19 protein-coding genes, 5 tRNA genes and 2 other annotated features are annotated in these 25,425 nt (G+C 31.7%); of the genes, 23 read left to right on the top strand and 1 reads right to left on the bottom strand.

Annotated elements, in window-relative coordinates:
* The first annotated feature begins 178 nt into the window (after positions 1 to 178).
* The 10 genes from J2Z44_RS08595 (at position 179) to J2Z44_RS08640 (ending at position 7,434) form a co-directional block, all read left to right on the top strand.
* A complete protein-coding gene (locus J2Z44_RS08595) occupies positions 179 to 1,873 on the top strand; it encodes a peptide ABC transporter substrate-binding protein (RefSeq protein WP_021281390.1) in 1,695 nt (564 codons plus the stop codon).
* Positions 1,874 to 2,276: 403 nt separating this feature from the next.
* Positions 2,277 to 3,983 carry a peptide ABC transporter substrate-binding protein gene (locus tag J2Z44_RS08600; RefSeq protein ID WP_021281391.1) on the top strand — a complete coding sequence of 569 codons (1,707 nt, stop codon included), beginning with the start codon at positions 2,277 to 2,279 and terminating at the stop codon, positions 3,981 to 3,983.
* 107 nt (positions 3,984 to 4,090) lie between these two features.
* Entirely contained in the window at positions 4,091 to 4,333 is a 243-nt protein-coding gene (locus tag J2Z44_RS08605; RefSeq protein WP_021281392.1) for an alpha/beta-type small acid-soluble spore protein, read from the top strand.
* 190 nt (positions 4,334 to 4,523) lie between these two features.
* On the top strand, positions 4,524 to 5,267 hold the full coding sequence (locus J2Z44_RS08610; protein ID WP_021281393.1) for a class I SAM-dependent DNA methyltransferase: 744 nt from the start codon (positions 4,524 to 4,526) through the stop codon (positions 5,265 to 5,267).
* A gap of 14 nt (positions 5,268 to 5,281) precedes the next feature.
* On the top strand, positions 5,282 to 6,160 hold the full coding sequence (gene hslO / locus J2Z44_RS08615; protein WP_021281394.1) for an Hsp33 family molecular chaperone HslO: 879 nt from the start codon (positions 5,282 to 5,284) through the stop codon (positions 6,158 to 6,160).
* Positions 6,161 to 7,025: 865 nt separating this feature from the next.
* A tRNA-Val gene (locus J2Z44_RS08620) sits at positions 7,026 to 7,101 on the top strand.
* Between the two features lie 5 nt (positions 7,102 to 7,106).
* Positions 7,107 to 7,183, top strand: a tRNA-Asp gene (locus tag J2Z44_RS08625).
* Between the two features lie 17 nt (positions 7,184 to 7,200).
* Positions 7,201 to 7,276, top strand: a tRNA-Phe gene (locus tag J2Z44_RS08630).
* A 6-nt stretch (positions 7,277 to 7,282) separates the two neighbouring features.
* Positions 7,283 to 7,357, top strand: a tRNA-Gly gene (locus tag J2Z44_RS08635).
* Between the two features lie 3 nt (positions 7,358 to 7,360).
* Positions 7,361 to 7,434 (top strand) — tRNA-Cys (locus J2Z44_RS08640).
* A gap of 220 nt (positions 7,435 to 7,654) precedes the next feature.
* Here J2Z44_RS08640 and J2Z44_RS08645 read toward each other — a convergent pair.
* A complete protein-coding gene (locus J2Z44_RS08645; protein WP_021281395.1) occupies positions 7,655 to 8,350 on the bottom strand; it encodes a DUF6873 family GME fold protein in 696 nt (231 codons plus the stop codon).
* A gap of 522 nt (positions 8,351 to 8,872) precedes the next feature.
* Here J2Z44_RS08645 and ytxC point away from each other — a divergent pair.
* The 13 genes from ytxC (at position 8,873) to J2Z44_RS08705 (ending at position 25,305) form a co-directional block, all read left to right on the top strand.
* Complete coding sequence (gene ytxC / locus J2Z44_RS08650; RefSeq protein ID WP_021281396.1) at positions 8,873 to 9,772, top strand: putative sporulation protein YtxC; 900 nt, start codon at positions 8,873 to 8,875, stop codon at positions 9,770 to 9,772.
* Between the two features lie 75 nt (positions 9,773 to 9,847).
* Positions 9,848 to 9,957 (top strand) — a sequence feature (ribosomal protein L20 leader region).
* A 25-nt stretch (positions 9,958 to 9,982) separates the two neighbouring features.
* Positions 9,983 to 10,510: a translation initiation factor IF-3 gene (gene infC / locus J2Z44_RS08655; RefSeq protein ID WP_209649495.1), complete on the top strand. Its 528-nt coding sequence runs from the start codon at positions 9,983 to 9,985 to the stop codon at positions 10,508 to 10,510.
* Between the two features lie 19 nt (positions 10,511 to 10,529).
* Positions 10,530 to 10,727, top strand: a complete 198-nt coding sequence (rpmI, locus tag J2Z44_RS08660; protein ID WP_017414706.1) for a 50S ribosomal protein L35 — start codon at positions 10,530 to 10,532, stop codon at positions 10,725 to 10,727.
* A gap of 27 nt (positions 10,728 to 10,754) precedes the next feature.
* On the top strand, positions 10,755 to 11,114 hold the full coding sequence (gene rplT, locus J2Z44_RS08665; RefSeq protein WP_209649496.1) for a 50S ribosomal protein L20: 360 nt from the start codon (positions 10,755 to 10,757) through the stop codon (positions 11,112 to 11,114).
* A gap of 219 nt (positions 11,115 to 11,333) precedes the next feature.
* Positions 11,334 to 12,701 carry a TrkH family potassium uptake protein gene (locus J2Z44_RS08670; protein WP_031270895.1) on the top strand — a complete coding sequence of 456 codons (1,368 nt, stop codon included), beginning with the start codon at positions 11,334 to 11,336 and terminating at the stop codon, positions 12,699 to 12,701.
* 17 nt (positions 12,702 to 12,718) lie between these two features.
* The gene (locus J2Z44_RS08675; RefSeq protein ID WP_021281402.1) at positions 12,719 to 13,378 is read left to right on the top strand and encodes a potassium channel family protein; all 660 of its coding nucleotides are present in this window, start codon (positions 12,719 to 12,721) and stop codon (positions 13,376 to 13,378) included.
* Between the two features lie 12 nt (positions 13,379 to 13,390).
* Positions 13,391 to 14,179 carry a TrmH family RNA methyltransferase gene (locus J2Z44_RS08680; RefSeq protein ID WP_209649497.1) on the top strand — a complete coding sequence of 263 codons (789 nt, stop codon included), beginning with the start codon at positions 13,391 to 13,393 and terminating at the stop codon, positions 14,177 to 14,179.
* Between the two features lie 319 nt (positions 14,180 to 14,498).
* Positions 14,499 to 14,715: a binding site (T-box leader), on the top strand.
* Between the two features lie 264 nt (positions 14,716 to 14,979).
* Entirely contained in the window at positions 14,980 to 15,999 is a 1,020-nt protein-coding gene (gene pheS, locus J2Z44_RS08685; protein WP_209649498.1) for a phenylalanine--tRNA ligase subunit alpha, read from the top strand.
* Positions 16,000 to 16,205: 206 nt separating this feature from the next.
* On the top strand, positions 16,206 to 18,590 hold the full coding sequence (pheT, locus tag J2Z44_RS08690) for a phenylalanine--tRNA ligase subunit beta (RefSeq protein ID WP_021281408.1): 2,385 nt from the start codon (positions 16,206 to 16,208) through the stop codon (positions 18,588 to 18,590).
* Between the two features lie 348 nt (positions 18,591 to 18,938).
* Positions 18,939 to 19,574, top strand: coding sequence for a cell division protein ZapA (locus J2Z44_RS08695; protein WP_021281409.1), 636 nt, complete (start codon positions 18,939 to 18,941; stop codon positions 19,572 to 19,574).
* 113 nt (positions 19,575 to 19,687) lie between these two features.
* Entirely contained in the window at positions 19,688 to 20,674 is a 987-nt protein-coding gene (locus tag J2Z44_RS08700; RefSeq protein ID WP_021281410.1) for a glycosyltransferase, read from the top strand.
* Positions 20,675 to 21,244: 570 nt separating this feature from the next.
* Complete coding sequence (locus J2Z44_RS21810) at positions 21,245 to 21,367, top strand: hypothetical protein (protein WP_021281412.1); 123 nt, start codon at positions 21,245 to 21,247, stop codon at positions 21,365 to 21,367.
* 848 nt (positions 21,368 to 22,215) lie between these two features.
* Positions 22,216 to 25,305: a type 2 lanthipeptide synthetase LanM family protein gene (locus J2Z44_RS08705; RefSeq protein ID WP_021281413.1), complete on the top strand. Its 3,090-nt coding sequence runs from the start codon at positions 22,216 to 22,218 to the stop codon at positions 25,303 to 25,305.
* Positions 25,306 to 25,425 lie beyond the last annotated feature (120 nt).

A 25,425-nucleotide genomic window follows, 5' to 3' on the forward strand; every position in this document is an offset into this window, starting at 1 on the left:
GTTGATTTATTCTCGAATATATTATATTATATAAATAAGTTAATCGGGGGCAGACATAGAACATATACACCATTTAACTTTAAAATAAAAATTCTAAATTTATGGAATTGTGCATTAAGAAGAATAATAAATGGAGCATAGGTTAAATGACCGAGCTAAACAAAAAGGGGGATTATCTGTGAAAAGTAAAAAATTATTAGCTGCATTATTGGCTTCATCAATGGTTGCAACAGCATTAGTGGGATGTGGACCAAAGGACGATAAAAAGCCTGCTGATGGTGACAAAGCAGCAGAAACATCAAAAATAGACAAAGAACAATATTTAAACGTTGTGTTAGGTGCAGAGCCAAAGACTTTAGACCCATCTAAAGCGACAGATTTATATTCATCTCAAGTTCTAGTAAACGTTATGGAGGCTTTAACAAGACTTGAAGTTGGCCAAGATGGTAAAGATGTTATAAAGCCAGGGATAGCTAAAGAATGGAAAAAGTCTGATGATGGATTAAAATGGACATTTACTTTAAGAGATGCAAAATGGAGTGATGGAAAAGCTATTACTGCAGACCAGTTTGTTTATGGGATTCAGAGAACACTAGCTAAAGAAACAGGTTCTCAATATGCGTTCTTATTATATCCAATTAAAAATGCTAATGAGTTCAACACTGGTAAGGCAAAAGCAGAAGATGTTGGAGTTAAAGCAGTAGATGAGAAAACCATAGAGTTTACATTAACTGCACCATGTGCATACTTCCTTGACTTAACATATTTCAAAGTTATGGAACCACAAAGAAAAGATATAATTGAAGCTGGTGGAGATAAGTATGGTACTGAGCCAAATACAATGGTATTTAGTGGTCCATTTACTATCGGTGAGTGGGTTCACAATAATAAAATAGAATTAGTTAAAAATAAAGAATACTGGGATAATTCAAATGTTAAGCTTGATAAAGCTACAATGAAAATAATTAAAGAAGAAACTTCTAGAATGAATGAGTTACTTAATGGTTCGTTAGATGCTGCGGGAGTTACAAAACCAGAGTGGATTCAAAAATTTGATGAGACTAAGAAATTTGATGTTAAAAAAGGATATGACTCTTCATCAACTTATACTTTCTACAACCAAAAGGATAAATACTTTGCTAATGCTAAAATTAGAAAAGCATTCTTAATAGCTGAGGATAGAGCTGGTAAAGTATCCACACTATATAAAAACTTAGCAGAACCTGCTACTGCGTGGTGTCCACCAGCTATTCAAATTGATGGAAAAGATTATAGAGAAAAAGTTGCTTATAAGCCAATTGAAGATTTAAAAAATGAGAACAAAGATGCTAAAGCTTTACTTGTTGAAGGGCTTAAAGAATTGGGATTGGATCCAGACCCAGCTAAGCATACTTTCAAGTATCTACAATCAGGTACTGATGCAAATGCTAAGATGTTTGCTGAGTTTGCTCAACAGAACTACAAAACAGCTCTTGGTGTAAATGTTGAGTGTGATTACGTTGAGTGGGCTATATTCCAAAAGAGAACAGATGAATTCGATTATCAAGTAGCGTCTATGGCATGGTCAGCTGACTACAATGACCCTAACACCTTCTTTGATATGTTTATGTCAAATGCAGGTATCTGCCCAACGGGTTGGAAGAGCGACAAGTATGACAACTTAATCAAAGATGCTGGTAATACTATAGATCCAGCTAAGAGAACTGAAATCTTCAAACAAGCTGAAAAAATATTGGTTTATGAAGATGCAGTAATCAGCCCAGGAGTATGGAGATTCAAGAATACTTATGTTAGAAAACATGTTAAAAACTACATGTCTCCAACATTCGGGGCTCTTGACTTAAAATACACTTATACTGAGGGTAGAGAATAATATAACAGTTATCAAAGTGTAAATTAATATGAAATAAGTAAAAAGCAGTACAGTGAAAATTGTACTGCTTTTTTCGCTTTTTTTCGCTGTTAGTGATATAATTCAAGACAAAAAAACAAGATATTTTTCTCGAAAATCATATATGAATAAATATTTAAAAATAAATATAAAATGTGAACTAGATACATTAAATTTTCATTTAAACCTTATTGATTTTTAAAATCACGAAGTATATTATATAAATAACAGAAAATTATAAAAATCTTGAAATTTCATTTTTATGAGCAACTTGGGGACTGCTTCAAAGGTTTTATAATTTTAAATTATAATTCAAAAGGTAAAAAGACTCTATGATACACTAAGGAGTTTTTATCAGAGAAAACAATAAGAAGGGGGATTTTTAATGAAAAGCAGAAAACTTTTATCTGTATTATTAGCATCATCTATGGTTGCATCTGTAGCCTTGACTGGATGCGGAGGTAAAGATAAGGACAATGCAGCAGGGGGAGACAAAGCAGGAGATAAAGCTGGCGCTGTAAAAATGGACAAAGAGCAATACTTAAATGTAGTTTTAGGTGCAGAACCAAAAACATTAGATCCATCTAAAGCTACAGATTTATATTCTTCTCAAGTTCTAATAAACACTATGGAAGCTTTAACAAGACTTGAGGTTGGAGAAGATGGCAAAGATGTTATAAAGCCAGGTGCTGCTAAAGAGTGGAAAAAGTCTGATGATGGATTAAAATGGACTTTCACCTTAAGAGATATGAAGTGGAGTGATGGTCAACCAGTAACTGCTGAACAGTTTGTATACGGTATCACAAGAACTTTAGATCAAAATACAGGTTCTCAATATGCTTTCTTACTATACCCAATTAAAAATGCTTCGGAGTTTAACAAAGGGAAGGTAAAGGCTGAGGAAGTAGGAGTTAAGGCAGTAGATGATAAAACTATAGAGTTTACATTAGCTTCACCTTGTGCATATTTCTTAGATTTAACATATTTCAAAGTAATGGAGCCACAAAGAAAGGATGTTATAGAAAAACATGGTGATAAGTATGGTACTGAGCCAGAAACTATGGTATTTACAGGTCCTTTCATAATTTCTGAGTGGGTACACAATAATAAAGTAGACTTAGTTAAGAATAAAGATTATTGGGATGCAGAAAATGTTAAGCTTGAAAAAGCTACTTTAAAAATTATAAAAGAAGAAACAGCAAGAATGAATGAATTATACAATGGTTCTTTAGATACTGCTGCTGTAACTAAACAAGAGTGGGTTGATAAGTTCAACCAAACTGGTAAATTTGATGTTAAGAGAGGATATGATGGATCCTCAACATATACTTTCTTTAACCAAAAAGATAAGTACTTTGCTAATGCTAAAATAAGAAAAGCATTTATAATAGCAAATGATAGAAAAGGTACTGCGGAAACTTTATTCAGATCACTTGCTGAACCAGCTAATGCGTGGTGTCCTCCAGCAATTCAAATTGATGGAAAAGACTATAGAGAAAAAGCAGCATACTTACCAGTTGAGGAGTTAAAGAAGGCTAATCCAGATCCTAAAGCTTTATTAATTGAAGGCTTAAAAGAGTTAGGTTTAGATCCAGATCCATCTAAGCATACATTTAAAATTTTGCAATCAGGAACTGATGCTAGAGCTAAGGAATTTGCTGAGTTTGATCAACAAAACTACTCTAAAGAACTTGGAGTTAATATAGAGTGTGACTATGCTGAGTGGGCTGTATTCCAAAAGAGAACAGATGAATTTGACTATCAAATCGCTGGGCAAGCTTGGGGTGCAGACTATAATGACCCTAACACCTTCTTTGATTTGTTCATGTCAAATGCAGGAATCTGCCCAACTGGCTGGAAGAGTGATAAGTATGATGAACTAATCAAAGAAACAGCAAACACTATAGATCCAGCTAAGAGATTAGAGAAGTTTAAAGAAGCAGAAAAATTATTAATATTTGAAGATGGTGTTATTAGCCCGGGTGTTTGGAGATTTAAAAATACTTTCATAAGAAAGTATATTAAAAATTACATGGCACCAACTTTCGGAGCCCTTGATTTAAAATACACTTACACTGACGGAAGAGAATAATTTATTTAAGAGCAGTATAGCTAAGGTTATACTGCTCTTAATTTTTATATCCATGAATAAAAAATCTCCCCTTGTAGAAAATACTAATATAAACAAGGAGGGGTATTATGGGAAAAACACCACTTAAAAAGGTGATAAAGTCAAAACTAAAAAGTAATAGAGAGTTAACTCCCCAAGAAAAAATGAGAGAAGAAATAAAGTATGAAATAGCAGAAGAGTTAGGATTAATAGATAAGGTAAGAGAGTTAGGTTGGAGTGGACTTACTGCTGAAGAAACCGGAAGAATTGGTGGACTCATGACGAAAAAGAAAAAGATTATGAATTTACCCAAAAATAAAGATATGTTATAAAATTTTAGACAAAGTTAGTTTTTTAATGTAAAATATGTAAGTACCTATAAAGGTTTGTGAGATTTTGATATGTTCTCTGGATGTCTTGTTAAATATGCTTAGAAGAAATTCAAGGTAGCTAAAGGAGAATTAGTGGTTAATTTTCAGATTATAGGTGATATTATATTTATAAGATAAGTTGGGTGATTTTATGGAGTGTTACAATAAGTTTGCAAATATATATGATGAACTTATACATGGAGATGTAGACTATGGGTTTTGGTCTGAGGTTATAATAAATCTTTGTAATAGAGAGGGGGTAACCAAAAAGGACTATTTAGACTTAGCTTGTGGTACTGGAAACTTAACTGTTGAAATTGGGAAGAGTTTCAAATCAACCACAGCGGTGGATTTGTCTGAAGAAATGCTTTCTGTTGCCTCAGATAAGCTTAGGACTAGTCGTATAAGAGCAAAAGTAGTATGCCAAAATATAAGTGAGTTAAATTTAAGGAAGAAGTTTGATTTGATTACCTGTGCCCTGGACTCTACTAATTATATCTTAGATGAAGAAGCTTTGATGAATTATTTCGATTCGGTTTATAATCATCTTAATGATGAAGGACTCTTTGTTTTTGATGTAAATTCTGCCTATAAACTTAGGGAAGTATTAGGAAATAATATTTTTAATTATGATGATGATAAGGTTGTTTACATATGGGAAAATGAAGTGGAAGATAGTGTTTTAAATATGTACTTAACTTTCTTCGTAAAAGAAGGACAAGTTTATAAAAGATTTGACGAGCATCATAGGGAAAGAATTTATACGGAAGAGTTTTTAGAAAGAATTTTAAGTAACATAGGATTCAAGGTTATAGAAAAACTAGATGACTACAAGGAGAATAATATAACCATTAATACAGAAAGAATAGTTTATGTATTAAAAAAGAACATATAGGAGGTAAAGATAAAATGGATAAGTTGGTTAGAGCCACTGCTCAAAATGGAGAAATAAGAATTATTGGTGCCACGACTACAGATTTAGTTCAGGAGGCAATGGATATACATAAATGCACACCCACAGCAGCTGCAGCTTTAGGAAGGATGCTCACTGTAGGGAGTTTGATGGGAGCTCTTTTAAAGAATGAAAAAGATAGTTTAACTATTCAAATTTCTGGAGGCGGTGAGGCTAAAGGGGTAGTTGTAACAGCTCATGCCGATGCTTGTGTAAAAGGATATATTGGAAATCCTGATGTAGATTTACCTCTAAATTCTATAGGTAAACTAGATGTAGGAGGAGCTATTGGTACTAATGGGTATTTAAAGGTTATTAGAGATATGGGTCTTAAGGAACCTTATATTGGTCAAGTACCTATTCAAACAGGAGAAATTGGAGATGATTTAGCCTACTATTTTACAATATCAGAGCAAACACCATCTGCAGTAGCTTTAGGAGTATTAGTAGACACTAACTTAACAATAAAAGCAGCTGGGGGCTTTATAATTCAAATGATGCCTGGAGCTTCTGAATTTGTTGCAGATATATTATCTTATAGATTGCAGGAAATTCCATCTGTAACCTCTATGATAACTGAAGGTATGACTATTGAGGATATATTGAAATACATATTTGAGGACATGGACTTAAAAATCCATGAAGAATTAAAACCTGAGTATAAGTGTGATTGTTCAAGAGAAAGAGTAGAAAGAGCTTTAATAAGCATAGGTAGAAAAGATCTTCAGGAGCTTGTTGATGAAGGGAAAAGTGAAGAAATATTGTGTCACTTCTGCAATAAGTCTTACATATTCACTAATGAAAATATAAGTGAGTTGTTAAAAAGCTTACATTAAAGGCTGATAGGGATAAGACTAAACTTCAGTTGATAAATATATTTAAGTTATATATCAGCATATGAAATAATATAAACTCAAGCGAGGATTATTGAAACTTGAATTTACAAATTAATTTTTATGAGTAAGTATGATAGAAACCAAAGTGAAATCGCTTTATAGCTTTCGCTTTGGTTTCTTTAATTGTACCCTTAAGAATCATTCTTACATACCATACACTTTATAAAGCATTTAAGGATGAAATAACTCATATTTCGCATAACTATTTTTGGTAATTTTGTAGTTTATTTTTGTAATAACTGTATCTTTATTACTGGATTTAAAGTTATTATAAAGTAATTTATATATATTATTCCATGGATAAGATGGATATGTAGCCCAAGTTATAGATAAAATTACAATTAATCAACTTTTTACAAAGTAACAAAATTACTATATTACAACTTCTTATCTAAAATAGCGTACTATTGTTAAAAGTTCAGCGGAATATGAGAAATAAATTCAAAGGGTGGTTTTTCATAAAATTACCTTAAGTTTCCGAGAGTGAATGTTTTCTTAAAGCACCTATCACAGTGGGGTGATACTACTAAGTCTTTCTGGGTGTAGTAATTAAATTAATGGAGAAATTAGAACAAAATAAGGATTAAAACCTTGTATAACAAAGTGTTAAACATAGGTTTAAAATGTAGCATTTTATAGAAAATAAAAGCAAAATAAGAATAATTGTGAAAAATAATACATAAAACTGTTGACATTAAGGCTTAAGTTTTGTATATTATATGTGTGCCACGGAACAGTAATTAAAAATAAAAAACTGTTGACACAATGATAACAACATAGTATAATAATATTTGTTGAAACGAATGGTCGCATAGCTCAGCTGGGAGAGCATCTGCCTTACAAGCAGAGGGTCACAGGTTCGATCCCTGTTGCGACCACCATATATGGCCCAGTGGCTCAGTTGGTTAGAGTGCCGGCCTGTCACGCCGGAGGTCGAGGGTTCGAGTCCCTTCTGGGTCGCCATTAATTCAATTCAACAAGGCTCGATAGCTCAGTCGGTAGAGCAGAGGACTGAAAATCCTCGTGTCGCTGGTTCGATTCCTGCTCGAGCCACCAATATCTGCGGGAGTGGCTCAGTGGTAGAGCGTCACCTTGCCAAGGTGAACGTCGCGAGTTCGAATCTCGTCTTCCGCTCCAGATGGCGCCATAGCCAAGTGGTAAGGCAGAGGCCTGCAAAGCCTTTATCCCCAGTTCAAATCTGGGTGGCGCCTCCAAAAAGAACATTGCATATGCAATGTTCTTTTTATTTTTTGCAAACTTATCTACATGGTAGAATAAGTTTATTTAGATATAATAGAAGGTTGAATTTGTAATCATACTTGTAATTGTGAGCTTATCCTCTCAATGGTAAAATTTTATCATTGAACAGTAAAACTATAAATTTAGAACTTACCATGATAGGATCAATTGATTCTATTATGGTAAGTTTTATTTTTATAAGAATAATATACTCCCTCTGTCTATTAAGGGGGTATCACTTAAGTAAAAAGGAGTCATCTGATGTTTTTTTAAAAAGTCTAAAACCATATCACCATACTTATACTTTTCAAGTGTTCCATAAAACACTATTTTATCGTCTATGCTTCCGCAAGTTCCTCCGATAAATCCATAGTTAAGTCCAGGGAGAATTATATCTCCAGCGGGAAGTAGAAGTACATCTATAGGTTCGCTTTTAAGTGCTTGATAGATTGAATTATCAGAAGTTATAATAGCGTCATCTTTTATTACTGCTGTGGAACATTTAGTATACCCTTGATTAACATTTATAAGTTTTTTCTTAGATGAATTATTTAATAGATTTTTATCTGTAAATTTTAGATTATGGATAAAATAATCCTTTAAGTTAACAGCATTTAAAATAATGTCGTAGGGATAGGCTTCCTTAAGTGAATTTAGGCTGTACTGAACTTCTAAATTTAGGTTTTTAAGTAGTTGAATAAAATTTAAATCTATATCCTTATGAACTATAACATTTTTATTATTGATTAAATGAATTAAAATATCTGGGTGACCAGATATCGCTTCATATAACAAGGGAGAAGGTGGACAAACTATCACTGTACAATCTAAGGATTCTAAGTTATATTTTTCTTCTTTTGAAATTCTATAATCAACAAATGCGTATTTCAATATATTCACTTCTTTCAATGAAAAAATATAAGAGTAGTTTATGAAGTGCTAACATAATTATTATAAATAATTATTTTCTACATATTGCACCATATATTATTATGGCACTGTCGACAATTGTTTTCAATTAAGTGAATATACATTTTATTAAAACACATAATAAAATATAAAATATACTATTTTAAAATAAACCAAGTTATATAGGTGATTAAGGTTAAGAGTTAACTTATAAATGTTACCTATATGGGTTTATATAAAGCTTTTCAAGATGAATGACAAAAATTTTCACCAGTGAAGGGTATAGTGTATCTAACAACATTTTGGAAGCTTAAACTTTACCACCTTCTTTAAGTGGCAGTTGCTTAGTGTGGATAAATTGCTTTGGTGGTAGTCAAAATCTCATCCAAAGTTAATGAACAAAATGAATTTGTTCATTATTTAATAATTTTTATATTGGATTTTGTTGTGACATAAAACTCAAAGGATAAAATCCATCTTTATGGATAAAAAGGGGTGAACTAGATGTTACTATTAGAACTAATAAATAATAGCAATAAGAACTATGTGGCAGAGGATATTAAAGATATGGCACCATACTTTAATAAAAAGAATGTAACATTAAGTGTCTCAGAAAGTTTTGAGGATGATAAGCAGCTTATAAGAATACATTGTGAAGACGAAGAATATGATCAAAAAATGTTAAAATTATTGAGTTTGCATGTTGGAAACATATTATACAAAGTAGTAATAGATGAGTTTTGTGGCGAGAACATGGGAAAATCATTAACTAAGAATTATCCTTTCTTAAAATATGATGATATAAAAGCTTTGAAGGAGATGATTTTTAAAGCCTTAAGAGATGAAGAAGAAGGCATTGATGAAGCAGTAATTTACTTCATGAATAGAAAGAATAGTATAGTAGAGAAAATTGCAAAGTGCTTAGAAGAAAATAAGGAAGTAAATATTCAGGGATTAGTAACTTTTAGAATGAAGGAATTTAAAGAGGACTTAGAAAGTATTGTTGAAAAAGTAGTAGAAAAGTATATGGTAGAAAAAGAATATAATGAGTTTATTAAATTATTAAAATACTTTGTTGAAGTTCAGGAAAGTAAACTTAAAGAAGTTCACATTATGATAGATGAAAAAGGCGACTACATTGTTAAGGATGAATATGGCAATGATATACTTAATAATTTAATGGATGAATTATATGAAACTAAGTATACTTCTAAAGTAACTTCTGAGGATTTAATAATAAGCGGTCTTATAACCACAGCACCGGAAAAAGTGATTATTCACTCTGTTCATAACTGTATTAATAAAGAACTGATAGAAACTATAAGAAATGTATTTGAAGACAGAGTGAGTTACTGTGAGGATTGTAAACAGTGTGAAGCTTTAAAAAGTAAAACAAAAATTTAAAAAGTTATTGACATAGGAGTTATATAATAGTATAATTCATCGTGTTGAGTTATTTAACATAAAGTTAATATTGATGTTTTGAAGAAGAAACTGCCGTTTCTCACCTTACAGTTATGCTAGTAAGGTTAAAGATAATTTGTTAAAAAGTAACAATAGGACGGCGTTTGTCGTCCTTTTTATTTTATATATTTTTCCTAAATACACCTGGAGGTGAATATTATTAGCAAAAATAAAGACTTCATGATGAATGAAGATATACGAGAAAAAGAAATAAGAGTTATCGGTGCTGATGGAGAACAACTTGGAATTCTTCCAACAAAAGAGGCGCTTAAGATGGCTGAAGAGAAAGAACTTGATTTAGTTGCTATATCACCAAGTGCAAACCCACCAGTTTGCAAAATAATGGACTTTGGAAAGTTTATTTATGAGCAACAAAAGAAAGACAAAGAAGCTAAGAAAAAACAAAAGGTTATTACAATTAAAGAAATAAGATTGAGTGCCACAATAGAAGAGCATGATATTGAAATCAAAGCTAATAACGCAAAAAAATTCTTAGTTGATGGAGACAAGGTTAAAATTACTGTGAGATTTAGAGGAAGAGAAATTGAAAACTCACATGTAGGACGCAAGATATTAGACCATTTTGTTGAAAAGCTTGGAGATGTCTATATAGTAGAAAAACCAGCTAGACAAGAAGGTAGAAATATGATAATGATATTAGCTCCAAAAAGAGCATAACTGAGAGGAGGACTTTATTATGCCAAAAATGAAAACTCATAGAGGTGCAGCTAAAAGATTCAAAAAGACAGGAACAGGTAAGTTAAAAAGAGCGAAAGCTTTCAAACGCCATATATTAACTAAAAAAAGCTCAAAGACTAAGAGAAATCTTAGAAAGACAGGATATGTTTCTGCTTCTCAAGAAAAAGTAATGAAAAAATTACTACCATACTTATAATAGGAATTGTCTAGGAGGTAATTATAAATGGCAAGAGTAAAGAGAGCTGTCAACGCTCGTAAAAAACATAAAAAAATATTAAAACTTGCAAAAGGATACTACGGTGGAAAAAGCAAGTTATTTAAAACTGCTAACGAGTCAGTTATAAGAGCATTAAGAAATGCTTATGTTGGAAGAAAATTAAAGAAGAGAGACTTCAGAAAATTATGGATAGCAAGAATTAACGCTGCTACAAGAATGAGTGGCCTTTCATACTCAAAATTCATGAATGGAATGAAACTTGCTGGAATAGATATAAACAGAAAAATGCTTTCTGAAATAGCTATTAATGACCCAAAAGCATTCGCTGAATTAGTTGAAGTAGCTAAGAAGCAATTACAAGCTTAATATATAATAAAACTAAATTATATATACATAAAATGTAGCCTATGGCTGCATTTTTGCTTTATATAAATTTTTTTTTATTGGAAATACTAATGTTGGAGTTAAATACGCATTAAGAATGTTAAGTTTGTAAAATTTAGTAAAGTGTATATACAATTGCAGATTAGGGGTATATAGTATTTATATACTTTACGAGTTAATGAAGGATTCGAGGTGTTTTCTTTGGAAATTAAATTAAAGGATAGCTTAAGAAAGTTTAAATTTACTCCTGTGCAAATCGTTGTAATTGGATTTGCTTTAACAATTTTAACTGGAGCTCTGATACTTAAGCTACCAATTGCAGCTGCAGATGGAAAATCTACTCCTTTTATAGATTGTCTTTTCACAGCCACCTCTGCGGTTTGCGTAACAGGGTTAGTAACTGTTGATACAGGAACTCACTGGACTTACTTTGGAAAAACTGTAATTATGATGTTGATACAAATTGGGGGACTAGGTTTTATGTCCTTTGCTACATTAGTATCTTTAATTATTGGTAAGAAAATTACATTAAGAGAGAGATTAGTAATGCAAGAATCTCTGAACTATAACTCGTTACAAGGGTTAGTTAAACTAGTTAAATATATATTAGTATTTACTTTTTCAGTGGAGTTTGCAGGAGCTGCGTTATTTGCAACACAGTTTATACCGGACTTTGGTATTGGAAAGGGATTATACTATAGTATGTTCCATGCAGTTTCCTTTTTTTGTAATGCAGGTTTTGATGTAATGGGAGATTTTAAGAGTTTAACTGAGTATTATAATAACTCTGTAGTAATATTGACTACATCTTCCTTAATTGCTATTGGAGGATTGGGATTTATTGTTTGGGATGAAATATATCACTATAAAAAAATCAAGAGATTTTCTCTTCATTCTAAAGTTGTTATTTCAATGACAGCTATTTTAATTGTAACCGGTGCAGTATTATTCTTTATATTTGAATACACCAATCCTGATACAATGCAACCAATGAGTTTGAAAGGAAAAGTGTTATCTTCCATATTAGCTTCAATAACTCCAAGAACAGCAGGGGTTAACTCAGTTAATCTTTCAGCAATGACTTCTGCATCGATTCTTTTAACAATAATACTTATGTTTATTGGAGGTTCACCGGGATCCACAGCAGGGGGAATTAAAACTTCTACCTTTGGTATATTATTGATGACTATGATATCAGTAATAAGAGGACGAGAAGATACTGAATACTTTAAAAGAAGAGTTAATAAAGACATAGTGTATAAAGCTTTAGCTGTAACCATGATAGGCTTAGGCATTGTTATAACTGTAACCATGATACTTTCCTTTACAGAAAGAGGTAGCGGAATGCCTTTTGAATATTACTTGTATGAAGCTACTTCAGGCTTTGGCACCGTAGGATTATCATTGGGGTTAACTCAAAAGCTTACTACTTTTGGAAAAGCACTGGTTGCATTAACTATGTATGCGGGTAGAGTAGGACCATTAACAATAGCTGTAGCGCTTACTATAAGAAAGCATGATAAGGGGAATTCTATTAGATACCCAGAAGATAAAATTTTAGTTGGATAGAAGAGAAGGTGTTAGAAATGAGAAAGAAACAATTTATGGTTATTGGATTAGGAAGATTTGGAACTTCAGTAGCGGAAACGCTATATGGACTTGGAAATGATGTTTTAGCGGTGGATTCAGATGAGGAAATAGTTCAAAATATATCAGAGAGAGTTACTCATGCAGTTCAGTTAGACGCTAATGATGAAAATAGTTTGAGAGCACTTGGAATTGGTAATTTTGATGTAGCGATTATAAGCATAGGTTCAGATATTCAAGCTAGTATTTTGGCTACCCTATTAGTTAAGGATATGGGGGTTAAACATATAATTGCAAAGGCAAATGATGCGCTTCATGCAAAAGTGCTTTATAAAATAGGAGCAAATAGAGTTATATTCCCAGAGCGAGATATGGGAGTTAGAGTTGCACACAATTTATGCTCTTCAAGCATATTAGATTATATAGAACTTTCACCTGATTTTAGCATTGCAGAAATTGCAAGTCCTAAAGAATGGGAGAATCGAAATTTAAAGGAATTAAACTTAAGAGCAACCTACGGCATAAATGTTGTTGCAATTAAAAGAAGCAATGAAATAGATGTTTCACCATCACCAGATGAGGTTATACAACCAGGAGATATTATAGTGGCAATCGGGGGCACTCAAGAGTTAAACAGTATAGAAAGCCTAGTTAGATAAGGAGAGCTTATTTTGCAACATATAACCAGCAAAGATAACAATCTTATTAAAGAGACAAAAAAGTTAAAAGAAAAAAAGTATAGGAATGAAAAAGGGTTATTTGTAATTGAGGGTTTTAGATTCTTAGAGGAAGCTCTAAAATCTTCTTTTACAATTGATACCATATTCATAAATGAAAATTCCTTAGAAAAGTTTAATGAATACTATTCAAATATATCTATAAAAGATGATGTTAGATTAATTCTAGTTGGAGATAGTATCTTTAAAAGTATAAGCTGCACTGATACCCCACAAGGAGTGTTAGCTTTAGTGAAAATGAGCAAAGAAGAGGACTATGTAGATAAGGGTACCTATATTTTAATAGATAAGGTTCAAGATCCAGGAAATTTGGGAACCATCGTGAGGACTGCCCATGCAGCAGGATGTAGTGGAGTAATTCTAACAAAAGGTACTGTAGATTTATATAATGAAAAAACTTTAAGATCTACCATGGGATCCATTTTTAATATTTCAATAATAGAAGATTATGATTTATCTTTTACAAGAAACTTAAAATCGCAAGGTTATAAATTGGTATGCAGCTCCTTAGATACAGAATACAACTTTTATGACATTAATTTTAGTGAAAAACTAATTATTACTGTGGGCAATGAAGGTAATGGAATCAGTGAAGAAATTTTCAACATAAGTGATATAAAAGTTAAGATTCCCATGCCTGGTGGAGCAGAATCATTAAATGCTGCAGTAGCTGCTTCTATAATGATCTATGAAGGTGTTAGGCAAAGTTTATCTAATAAGTAAGGCCATTTATAAAAAATTAGCCTTATTGGAAAACTTTAAAAAGAATACCCAGAAAGCTTCTTATAAGTTTATTTGAATAAAAGTTTTATAATAGCTAAAAGGGAATTTTATTATTACCCATAAAAAACATCAGTAAATAGGATTTTTTTATCACATTTTTACTTGAAGTTTTCTAATTAAACATGTATAATATAGAGAACTAAATTAAGGAGTTTAGAAACCTAATATTCCTTAATTATGGGATTATCAATTATACAATGGTTAATAAGTCAGTGATGATAAATTGTTATCACTCATGGACTGTGATTAATTATAAATAACTTAAACTATGATGGAGAGAGTAAGTATGTAAAAACAATCAGGGAGAGAAGGTCGTGGACTGTAAGCCTTCTTTTGGGAATATATACTGAAGTTCACTCCGGAGTTCTAACTATGAAATAATAGTAGTAGTTAGCGGCCAAGAGTCGATAAAAAAGCTAAGTGGGTCTTTGTTTAAAGTCCAATTAGGGTGGTACCGCGGATAATCCGTCCCTTTTTAGGGGCGGTTTTTATTTTTTTGTAGTATTTTGTTAATAATTTAAGTAAGGCATCTTGAAAAAATGAATAACTCAGTATGCTAATCTATTTTGTGTTATACTGCGCCAATAGAACCCTTAGATAGCTACCATTATCTAAGGACCCTGTTTACTTGTCGGCATAAGCTTGCTTGTGAACCCAAAATATACTTCACATCTTTGATTTATTATTTATTTTCAGATGACTAACACATAAAAATATTATTTATGAAGGGAGAAAAGAAAATGAAAGAGCAATTAGAAGCTATAAAGGTTTCTGCTTTAGAAGAACTTAGCAATGTAAATGAAAAAGCAGAGTTAGAAAATATTAGAGTTAAGTATTTAGGGAAAAAAGGAGAACTTACTGCAATATTAAGAGGTATGGGTAAGTTATCCGCTGATGAAAGACCACTAGTAGGAAAAGTGGCAAATGAGGTTAGGGAAGCTCTAGAGAGCGAAATAACTGCTAAAATGGAAGAAATGAAAAACAAAGAGAAGGAAGAAAGACTAAAGAGCGAGATTATAGATATTTCTATGCCTGGGAAAAAGCAAGTTATAGGAAAAAGGCATCCTCTAGATTTAACTCTAGAAAGGATAAATGAGATATTTTTATCTATGGGCTTTTCTATAGAGGAAGGACCTGAGGTAGAGTACGATTACTACAACTTTGAAGCTTTAAATATTCCAAAGGATCACCCAGCAAGAGGAGAGCAAGATACTTTCTATATTAATGATAATATGGTGTTAAGAACTCAAACTTCTCCAATTCAAATAAGAACAATGGAAAATCAAAAGCCACCAATAAAAATGATAGCACCAGGAAAAGTATATCGTTCAGATGCAGTGGATGCTACTCACTCACCGATATTTTATCAAATTGAAGGCTTAGTGGTGGATAAGGGGATTACTTTTGCTGACTTAAAGGGTACTCTTGAAATGTTCACCCAAAAAATGTTCGGAGATGAGATGAAAACTAAATTCAGACCACACCACTTCCCATTTACAGAGCCATCTGCAGAACTTGATGCTACATGCTTTGTATGTATGGGTGAAGGCTGCAAGGTTTGTAAAGGCAGCGGATGGATAGAACTTTTAGGTTGTGGAATGGTTCATCCAAACGTTTTAAGAAATTGTGGAATAGATCCTGAGGTTTACAGTGGTTTTGCCTTTGGATTCGGATTAGATAGAATTACAATGTTAAAATACGGAATTGACGATATAAGACTTTTATATGAAAGTGATATGAGATTTTTAGATCAATTCTAGGCATATGAAAATAAATAATAAATGAAAATAGATGAGGATATTGACTTATTTATTTTTGAAGATATAGGCTTCCTTAGTGAAAGTTTAATTTATTCAAGTTCAAAAAGCCTTATGGGAACCAAGGTAGGACTCATGTATAAGTTAAGTTTTAACTCTGGTTCCCTATAACTTAATTTAAGAATTACTTAATTAAAGGAGGAAGAAACATGAAAGTTCCAGTAAAATGGCTTAAAGATTATGTTGATATAAAAGTTTCACCAAAAGAGCTAGCAGATGCTCTAACTTTATCAGGATCAAAGGTAGAGGAGCTAATTACATCAGGAGAGGAAATCACTAATGTAGTTACAGGTAAAATAATAAAAATTGAAAAGCATCCTGATGCGGATACTTTAGTAGTATGCCAAGTAGATATTAATAAAGAAGAGCCAATTCAAATTGTAACTGCTGCAAAAAATATGAAGGAACAAGATATAATACCAGTAGCATTACATGGCTCTACTCTACACGGCGGATTAAAAATTAAAAAAGGAAAATTAAGAGGAGTAGTATCTAATGGGATGTTCTGCTCAGAGGAAGAATTAGGAATAGCAGGGGATGAGCCGGTTCACGGCTTAATGATATTACCACAGGATACACCTCTTGGAAAAGATATTAAAGAAGTTTTAAATCTTCAAAGTGCAGTTATAGATTTTGAAATAACTTCTAACAGACCAGATTGCTTAAGTATTGTAGGAATGGCAAGAGAAACAGCAGCAACTCTAGGGACTACTTATAAAATGCCAAATACAGACTTCACTGCTACTTGCAAAGAAGATGTAAGTGCTAGTTATAAGGTTGAAATTAAGGATGAACTATGCAGAAGATATATGCTTAAAGGCGTTAAGAATGTGAAAATAGCTCCATCACCACAATGGATGCAGGAAAGACTTCTTGAAGCAGAGGTAAGACCAATAAACAATATAGTGGATATAACTAACTTTGTTATGATAGAGCTTGGTCAGCCAATGCATGCTTTTGATGTAAGAGAGATAACTTCTAACACTATTGTAGTTGAAAGAGCTGAAGATGGAGAGAAATTTACTACTCTAGATGAAGTTGAAAGAACTTTAGATAAAAATGTATTAAATATAAAAGATGGAAACAAAACCATAGGTCTTGCAGGGATAATGGGGGGACTTAACTCAGAGGTAAAAGAAGATACAACTATGGTAGTTCTTGAGTTTGCTAACTTTGACGGAACTAATATTAGAAATTCTTCTAAAAGATTAGGATTAAGAACTGAAGCTTCTTCTAAATTTGAAAAGGATTTAGATCCAAACCTAGTAGAAATTGCTATGGAGAGAACTTGTGCCTTAATAGAAGAACTTGGAGCTGGAGAAGTGATGGAAGGGGTTATTGATATTTATCCTAACCCTAAAAAGACACATTTCTTAGAAGTTGACTCAGTTTGGGTAAATAAATTCTTAGGAAGCAATATATCTAAGGAAGATATGAAAAAACACTTAGATGGTTTAGATTTAAACACAACTATATCTGGGGATATGCTTATTGTAGAATGCCCAACTTTTAGAAGTGACTTAAATATAAAAGAAGACATTGCAGAAGAAATAGCAAGAATTTATGGATACAATAACTTTAAGTCAACCCTACCAAGTTGTGATACAACTAAGGGTGGAAAATCCTTAAAGCAAAGTCTTGAGGATAAGGTAGTAAATACCCTTGTAAATAGTGGATTAAATCAGTCCATAAGCTATTCTTTTGTAAGCACTAAAATATTTGATAAGTTATTATTCCCAGAGGATAGCACCTTAAGAGATGCAGTAGAAATCAGAAATCCACTAGGAGAAGACTTTAAAATCATGAGAACTACAACGCTAGCATCAATGATGGAGTCCCTAGGAAGAAACTATGCAAAGAGTAATGAAGAAGCAATGCTTTTTGAAATTGGTAAGGTTTATATAAAAAATCAGGATGAAAATAAATTACCAGAAGAGAGAAATATAGTAACTTTAGGTATGTATGGTAACTTAGATTATTTAGAGCTTAAGGGAGTTGTAGAAAATATATTAAATTCTTTAGGAATAAATAGTCCATCTTTCAAAAGAGAAAGCAGTAATCCAAGTTTCCATCCTGGAAAAACCGCAGCTCTTTATGTAGGTAAGGATTACATTGGAGTTCTAGGAGAAATACACCCAGATGTAGCTAATAACTATGGTATGGATGTAAGATGCTTTATTGCAGAACTAAACTTAGATTTATTAATGAAGAATTCAAATATGGATAGAAAGTATAAAGCTCTTCCTAAGTTCCCAGCTATGACTAGGGATATCGCACTTCTTGTAGATGATGAAGTCCTTGTACAGGATATTGAAGACACTATTAAAAAGCAAGGTGGAGGAATTCTTGAAAGCGTTAAGTTATTTGACGTTTACAAGGGTAAACAAATTCCAGAAGGTAAAAAGAGTATAGCTTACTCAATAGTTTATAGACACAGTGAAAAAACTTTAACAGATAATGAGGTTGCTAAGGTTCACGACAAGATATTAAGAAGTCTTGAGCATAAACTTGGAGCAGAGCTTAGACAAGTTTAATAAAATCTTGAAAGATTATTTTCTCTAGGATATTTTAGATTCTGGTTAAGTAGATTTCCAAAGGCCAAATTAAATTATTAATTATTTAGCAAAAACTATAAATTAATAAGCATTAGAAATATTTTAATGGGCACTTGAAACATCAAGTGCCCATTAATTATATGTAAGGATATTAAATTATAAGAAAAAATAAGCTAGCTTTAAATATTAATGATTAATTTTAATGATGATTAGCTGAATTTATGAGAATTAAATTTAACATTCTAGTGAATTTTGTAATAATATTGTTCAACAAAAACACTTTCTATGTTAAAATATAAATAACTATATATTTAAGAGGGTGTTTTTGTGAACATTATTACTGTTAGGATAAATGGAATGGAGTATAATCTGAAAGCAGAAGAAAACGATGCCTATTTGCATATGGTAGCTCGTTATGTGGACAAGAAGATATCCACTCTAATGGAAAATAATTCGAAAATAAGCCGCCCAGATGCAACAATCCTTGCTGCACTTAATCTTGGGGATGAAGCTTTTAAAAGTAAAGAAGCCTATGAAAGAATTAATGAAAATTACAAGGCTTTAGTTAATGAGCAAAAAAGCCTTATATCTGAAATAGAAAAACTGAAAGCAGCCTTAGAACAAGCTTCACTAGAAAATCAGGAGCTTAAGTTAAAGGCGTGTAATTTAGAAACCTTACAACAGTACTCTTCAAAGGAAGAACTGAAAAAAATGGATGAGCAAATGGACATAATGGAATCCCTAGTTAAAGAAGTTCAAGAAGAAAACAAAAAAATAAAACAAGAAAATGAAAAGTATGTAACTGTTAACAAAAAGTTGTTTTCTGAAAAAAGAAGACTAGGGGATGAAGTTTGCGATAAAAATAGAAAAATAAAAGAACTTCTAAAAGAAATTGAAGTTAAAAATATTGAAATATTACATGAAAAACAAAGAAAAAATTCCCTTCTTAAAATAAATGCATAGAAAAATGCCTGCTTAGGTATTTTTCTATGCATTTTATTTTGAATTTGTTTGTATAATTAAAACCTAATCCGCATAGTTATATTTTAAAGGTATGATTACTAGGGGGATATGGAATGAAGGTATTACTGTGTGCAAGAGGGGATTATCTGAAAAATACTGCAGGAGACACAACTATCCTGCTAAAGATATATAAACACTTAAAAGATTTAGGAGTGGGAGTGGATATAGCCTGCAGTGATGATGATAACGATTATAGCAGTTATGATATTATCCATTTATTTGATGTGAAGGGCATTTTTGATTCTTACAAGCATTTTAAGGGAGCCACTAATTATAAAAATAAGCTTGTAGTATCTCCTTTTTATTTTAATATGAGTAATTTTTATACTCATATTGAAGATATGGATAGATTAAAGCTGTGGAATAATTGTAAGATATACAGAGAAGAACTGCTAAATAGGAGCAAGTTAATAATTTGTAATAGTAATTATGAAAAGGATGCTCTATTAAAGGATTTTCAATTGAGTGATAAGTTTAAGGTGATTCACAATGGAGTTGATTTAGAATATGAAGATATACCATTATATAATTTTAAAGAAAGATATAATTTAGATAAGTATGTGGTTTCTGTCGGTAGAATATGTGCTGCCAAAAACCAGCTTACTTTAACTAAATTATGCCATGAACTAGGAATAACCTTAGTTTTAATTGGACCAGTTGCTGAAAAAGCTTATTTAAGAAAATGTTTACAATATCCTAATGTAAAGTATTTAGGTTTTATGGATAGCTATAATGTTTATAATGCTTATAAGTTCGCAAGGGTTCATGTACTACCCAGCTTTGCAGAGGTAACTAGCCTATCCTCTTTGAAAGCAGCAGCTAGCGGCACCAATATTGTGGTTACAGAAGAAGGCGCTTCAAGAGAGTATTTTAAAGATATGGGCATATATTGCAATCCTTATGATGGAAATAGTATAAAGGAAGCGATTATTAAAGGCTATGAGAAGAGAAAGACTAGCAAATTAAAGGATTATATAGAGGAAAATTTCACCTGGAAAAAGGCTATAGAGGAAATATATAAAAGCTATTTAGAATTGTAATTGGGTTATGTAAAGTAGAAGAATTCTTCAGATAGATTTTAAATTTATATAACTAGGAGTATAACAAAATATGTTATACTCCTAGTTATATACTTACATGGAGAGAATATACAAAATGCTGGAAAAATGGGCTACTCCCTTATTGTAGGGAATAGCATTGGTGGTGTAATCCTCTTTCTTATTTCTCCAGAATACTTGAAAAATGTTGATAGATCTTCTCAATTATTTCTCCATAAGGCTATTGAGATAGCATACTTATCTCCCTGGTTGGACTCTAGGCTATCTAACTCAAACAATGCACACTCTTCATTTGGTGCAGTATAAACTAATTTTAAATCTTCACAAAAATTTTTTTGTCTTTATAAGGTAAATATTTTATTGAGTTTTGTATTTGGTGAACAATACAGCGTTGAGTTTAGGTATATGAGAAAAGAACTTTTATAGCATCTTTAAAGCCTATTAACTAAATGATTGTAGATCTCTATTCCAAGCATCTTTTAAAAAATGTAAAAGCATCATGTGTCCTCCTTTGGATAACTATTTTAATTATAGCTATCTGAAGGGGGACACATGCTTGTTTACACTCTCAAACTTAAAAAGTTCAAATTGACAGAGGACTTAATTAATGAAGTAAGAAAGAATGGTGCTGGTCTAATGCCGGCCCTAGTAGACATATGGATTTACTTAGTATGAGAATCCGCGATGTATAAAACTTAAAAAATATAGGTTTGGACACTAAACAACTCATGCTAACTGTGCCTAATGTAAAAAAAGTATTAATGAATACTGTCACAAATAACATGATAATATATGTTACTGGTAGAGAGGGATGTAGTAATAGCAATATTATGCAGTTGAGTTCTTGATAGACAACACTTGTAGTAATTCCTGCTTTAGTTAAGTAAAAAAAATGTTTCACATAATTTAAATTTGAACTAAGTATTAAAGATTAGTAAAACATTAAAAAGGTTTATAATACCTCTAATAATAGCCAGATAAAAAGGTTTGATACAGGAGTTTGAAATTTGGATTCTCTCTAGTATGATAGGGCTTGTTCTTATGAAAAAGGTAAAATAATTGACATGCAACTTATGTAATTTTAAAATACATATTATTTAAATTGGGAAGTATATTTGAAGTTTAACTGTAAAAACCTTAAATATTAACTTCGCATAGAGTCAAAAATATATAGAATTATAAAACTAAATTATTTGTAAATACTGTTTTGTTTGTTAAAATAATGCATAAAAATAGCATAAACAAGTTAGGCAACTAAAAAAAATAAAAAAATGTTGGCATGTATGTAATAAAATGTAATAATATCTATATAGTGAAGTAAGATGTTTGATAAATAATAATTGCAGTGGTAATTAGTTTAGTTAAATAAGGATAAGATATTAGATGTATTTTAAAGTATGTCTATGCCGCAGGGTGTAAAAATTTAATTGGTAAAATAGGAGGTATGACAGTTATAAAAAAGATATTCAGTCATTAATACTTGACTTCATCAAATGGACAAATTAATTTTATGAGGTGAGAAAATGGAGATTACTATTGAAGATATTATAAGTTTTTGGACAAAAATTGTCCCAGAAGCAAGTAGTAAACAGGAACTACGAGAGCTATGTATTAAGGCTTCTGGAGAGGATATTATAGACCTAGCTAATAGAGTACTAAAGCCTGATAGGGATTATAAAGATATTCTACATATTTTAGATGAAGAAAAGTTTTATAAGTTAGACGAGATCGTTTCTGAATATAGAGATACAATCCCGTTTTTCTTTTTCTACGAGCCATATATTAATACAAGCTTAAGAAAATGGTTTGATTCAATATATAGTCTAGACATCTTATATGATATAAACATGTTTCTGAAGCAATGTATTTACAATTTGCTAAGACAGCTAGCTAGCATGGCAGCTAGAACGTTGATTCTCGAAATTAATATAGCTAGAATGAGTGAGAAGCTACAGGGGAATACAGAGAAGGAAAGGTTTTCGTACTTTCATTATAAAATGTTAACTAATAGGGAATATTGCTCTAGTTTATATTTTGAATATTATGAATTGTCAAAAATAATGGCGCAAAAAACCAATGACTATTTTGCATATATTTATGAGATGTTGACAAATATCAAGAGTGAAGTTGGAATAATTTCTCGTCACTATAATATAGAAAAAGAAAAGTTAATTATAGAAAGTATTAGTACAAGTGCTGGCGATGAGCATATCTCTGGAAAAGCAGTTGCAATTATTAACTTTATTGAAAACTTCAAATTAGTATACAAACCTAGAAACTTAGGCTTTGATATTGGATTTCAAAATATTTTAGAGTGGATAGAAATTAAATCAAAAGGATCAGTGCTCCCAATGAAAAAACTTAAGATTATAGAGCGAAGAGAATTTGGACTTGTTGAGTATGTAGATAATAATGAATGCTACTCAGTGGAAGAAATCAAAGAGTTTTATATAAAAATAGGACAATATATCGCAATATTACACTCTCTAAATGCAGTTGATTTTCACAGTGAGAATATTATTGCAGATGGAAAAGACCCAGTACTAATTGATTTAGAAACATTGTTCCACCCATATGTAAAAATACATTCTGAAGAAATGTATACCGAATCCGAAAAAGTTGCTAATGAAGTGATTGAGAACTCAGTTCAGTCAATAGGCATACTGCCATTTTACATAATGAATGAAGCAGTATCTGATGCAAAGATGGATATAAGCGGACTTGGGGGAGCAATGGAACAGAAATCCCCATATAAATCTTATGTAGTGAATAATGAATATACAGATAGAATAGAGGTTAGCAGAGAACATTTAAATATTGAACCAGATAAAAATAATCCGAAACTAAATGGGGAAATACAAAAGTCAGAAAATTTTGTAGATAGCATAATTCAAGGATTTAAAGCCTGCTATGCTACAATTCTAGATAATAGAATGGACTATTCTAGAAAAGTGAATAATGCCTTTATTGGTAATACTAATAGAATAATTATAAGGCCTACTAGAGATTATACGCAGCTTCTTAATACCAGCTATCATCCTGATTTGCTAAGAAATGAAGAAGATAGAATTGTTTTCTTCAGTAGATTAGGTGGTAATGTAAGCGAAGAAAGAGTTAAAATTCTTAGACTAGAGTTAAAAAGCCTTCTAAATGGTGAAGTTCCATGTTTTAATTGTAAAATAGATTCAAAACACGTATATGATGTCAGGAATGAGGTTTATGTAAATTTTATAGAAGAATGCCCTATAGATATAGTTAAAAAAAGAATTGCGAGTTTTTCAGATGAAGATTTAGTTCGTCAAATAAAGTTTATTGAAGTAGCGTTTAAAACAAAAGAAAGCGATTATGAAAAAGATAAGACTTTTATAGATTTTAACAATGTCGAATTAGGAAGTAGTAATATTTCTAAAGAAAAGTATATAGAATTAGCTGTCCAGATGGGGGATTATATCCTGAAAGATAGCATACTCGACAAAAGTGAAACCAACAATAGAACTTGGATTAGTGCTATTCTCAAAGGTAGAAATGAAAGCTGTTTAGTTCTAAATCCTATAGGAGATGACCTATACAATGGAAATGCAGGAGTGGCATTATTTTTAATATACCTTGGGTACTCAACTGGCCAAGATAAGTATGTAGAAGCCGCTAGTCAGGCGCTTGAGTCAAGAAGAGTATTTATAGATAAAGCGCCTAAAAGCTATCCTTTCTCAATAGGAGCCTTTAACGGACTAAGTGGAACAATATATACTCTTGATAAATTGATCACATACGGGAAAAGAAGCTGTGACATAGAATACATTGGGAAATATGTTAGATATCTTGATGACATAATTTACATGGACAAGCAATATGACCTTATGGGTGGTGCTTTAGGCTGTATAGCTGTATTACTGCCAATGATCAGAAGGAAGGCTTATCCCCAATTTGAAAGTATAATGAAGTCAGTTGTGACTAAGTGTTGTAAGCATTTAATTAAAAATGGTTATAAAGCCGATGTTGGGGGTATTACTTGGGGAGACATAATGAAATCTACTGGGTTCTCACATGGTAATGCCGGAGTTGTCGCATACTTAAAACAATTAGCTAATGAGAATTGGCTACAGGATGTTAAAAATCTAGATTTTGTTATAGATGAAGCACTTCAATTTGAAAGAGCATTATATGTGCCAGAAGTAAGAAACTGGTATAAGACAAATGAAAAAGAAGAGGTTGCATTTGGGTGGTGCCATGGAGCACCAGGAATATTGCTAAGCAAGTGTTTACTAAAATCTTTTGGATTCCATGACAATAAACTAGATGATGAAATTGAACATGCTATACAAACAACTAAGAATAATGGCTTTGGCAATAACCCATCTTTATGCCATGGTGATTTAGGCAATCTAGAGATTTTATACATAGCTTCCAAGGTTCTAAAGGATGAGAAACTTCAAGAAGAATGCATGCATGTGTTTGATGATATATTTGAAAAAGTAATTGCAAAAAGGTGGAATGGTCAATCCTACAGAGGTATTGAATCTTTCAGCTTAATGGTTGGATTAGCTGGTTTTGGATATTCCTTATTAAAATTTTACAAACCAGATAGCATACCATCTATACTATGGCTAGAATAGTGATTTTAACTTGTTACAAATTTAATCTGCTATAGATATTTAGGCTTAGCTAAATATTAGTAGCATGAAATTTCATATATAAAAAATAAAAGGTTGATTATTGAATATTAGAGAGGGGGG

The sequence above is a fragment of the Clostridium punense genome (assembly GCF_017874425.1).
Lineage (GTDB): Bacteria > Bacillota > Clostridia > Clostridiales > Clostridiaceae > Clostridium_J > Clostridium_J punense.

Bases quoted from the DNA above. Each gene is read 5' to 3' on its own strand.
- J2Z44_RS08600 (WP_021281391.1), top strand. From the start codon at position 2,277: ATGAAAAGCAGAAAACTTTTATCTGTATTATTAGCATCATCTATGGTT.
- J2Z44_RS08605 (WP_021281392.1), top strand. From the start codon at position 4,091: ATGGGAAAAACACCACTTAAAAAGGTGATAAAGTCAAAACTAAAAAGT.
- J2Z44_RS08610 (WP_021281393.1), top strand. From the start codon at position 4,524: ATGGAGTGTTACAATAAGTTTGCAAATATATATGATGAACTTATACAT.
- hslO (WP_021281394.1), top strand. From the start codon at position 5,282: ATGGATAAGTTGGTTAGAGCCACTGCTCAAAATGGAGAAATAAGAATT.
- ytxC (WP_021281396.1), top strand. From the start codon at position 8,873: ATGTTACTATTAGAACTAATAAATAATAGCAATAAGAACTATGTGGCA.
- rpmI (WP_017414706.1), top strand. From the start codon at position 10,530: ATGCCAAAAATGAAAACTCATAGAGGTGCAGCTAAAAGATTCAAAAAG.
- rplT (WP_209649496.1), top strand. From the start codon at position 10,755: ATGGCAAGAGTAAAGAGAGCTGTCAACGCTCGTAAAAAACATAAAAAA.
- J2Z44_RS08675 (WP_021281402.1), top strand. From the start codon at position 12,719: ATGAGAAAGAAACAATTTATGGTTATTGGATTAGGAAGATTTGGAACT.
- pheS (WP_209649498.1), top strand. From the start codon at position 14,980: ATGAAAGAGCAATTAGAAGCTATAAAGGTTTCTGCTTTAGAAGAACTT.
- pheT (WP_021281408.1), top strand. From the start codon at position 16,206: ATGAAAGTTCCAGTAAAATGGCTTAAAGATTATGTTGATATAAAAGTT.
- J2Z44_RS08700 (WP_021281410.1), top strand. From the start codon at position 19,688: ATGAAGGTATTACTGTGTGCAAGAGGGGATTATCTGAAAAATACTGCA.
- J2Z44_RS21810 (WP_021281412.1), top strand. From the start codon at position 21,245: ATGCTTGTTTACACTCTCAAACTTAAAAAGTTCAAATTGACAGAGGAC.
- J2Z44_RS08705 (WP_021281413.1), top strand. From the start codon at position 22,216: ATGGAGATTACTATTGAAGATATTATAAGTTTTTGGACAAAAATTGTC.